At 67.2% G+C, this 982-nt stretch carries 2 protein-coding genes; both read right to left on the bottom strand.

Annotation, left to right across the window (positions count from 1 at the left end; all coding sequences use genetic code 11):
- A partial coding sequence (locus ADL29_RS05660; protein ID WP_157878398.1) for a hypothetical protein occupies window positions 1–223 on the bottom strand: 223 nt, incomplete at its 3' end.
- The gene (locus tag ADL29_RS05655; protein ID WP_063788396.1) at window positions 220–855 is read right to left on the bottom strand and encodes a ParA family protein; all 636 of its coding nucleotides are present in this window, start codon (window positions 853–855) and stop codon (window positions 220–222) included. The genes ADL29_RS05655 and ADL29_RS05660, both read right to left, overlap by 4 nt.
- Window positions 856–982 lie beyond the last annotated feature (127 nt).

Here is a 982-nt window from a genome sequence, read left to right as displayed (position 1 = left end):
CGGCGGTGGTGGCCAGGGTACGCACGACGGTCGCGCCGGCGAACACGACCGAGGAGACCGGCCGTCCCATCCATCGCGTCAGATCGCCTCGCAGGTCGGGATCGACCTCGACGGTCACCCGGATGTATCTGCTCTGCAGCGTGGTGACCTTGGTGGACCGAGGTGCGGAGACGTCCTGCCCGCGCTGCAATGCCGCGCGGTAGTTTTCCTTGCGCCGGCTCATGCCTCATCCTGACGCTTGATCAGTTCTTCCGCGAAGTCCGTGTACGCCGACCCCTTGGCCCGGACCGGGTTCCCGAAGGACTGGGAGTACAGGTCGAGCCGCGCGATCTGGGTGTCCAGCACCTCGAAACCCCGCTCGGTCAGTGCCTCACGAGCGTCCGCATCGGGCCCGGTGCGCGTGGCATCGGGACGGTTGGTGCGATTGAGCAGGACCGCCGAGCGGGCCGGCTCGGCACGCAGGGACTGCACGTCCGCCATCTCGCCACGGATGGGTGCCATCCGGTCCAGTTCGATGGGGGCGGGGGTCACGGGCACGATCCACTCGCCGGCGTACCTCATGATGCTGCGGGCGATGCGGGGATGGTCCTCCAGCTGGGGCGCATCGAGTACGACGGCCTGCCGGTTGCCGAGGAAGTCGTTCACCCGACGGTGGACGTCGCCCACCGGCAGGGCGATCACCGGAAACGGAAAGCCACCGGCCAGCTCGCTCCAGCGCAGCGCGGAAGCGGCCGGATCACCGTCGACCAGTAGCGGCGACAGACCCGATTCATGAAGGGCGTGGGCCAGCCACACCGCACTCGTCGTCTTTCCGACGCCGGGCTTGAGGTTCACAAACGCACAGCTCAACGGCACGAGAACTGACAATAACGGTCACAGTTGTCCATTTTCGGTCGGCGCGAGGGTGTGGCCTCATGGTTCACCCGCAAGCAGTGAGAAACGTCGGACACCCGGTTGTGGTCGCGGCCGACCGTGCTGCACC

This window comes from Streptomyces chattanoogensis (assembly GCF_001294335.1).
In the GTDB taxonomy this organism is placed as follows: Bacteria; Actinomycetota; Actinomycetes; order Streptomycetales; family Streptomycetaceae; genus Streptomyces; species Streptomyces chattanoogensis.
This window is presented reverse-complemented; position numbering and strand designations above follow the sequence as displayed.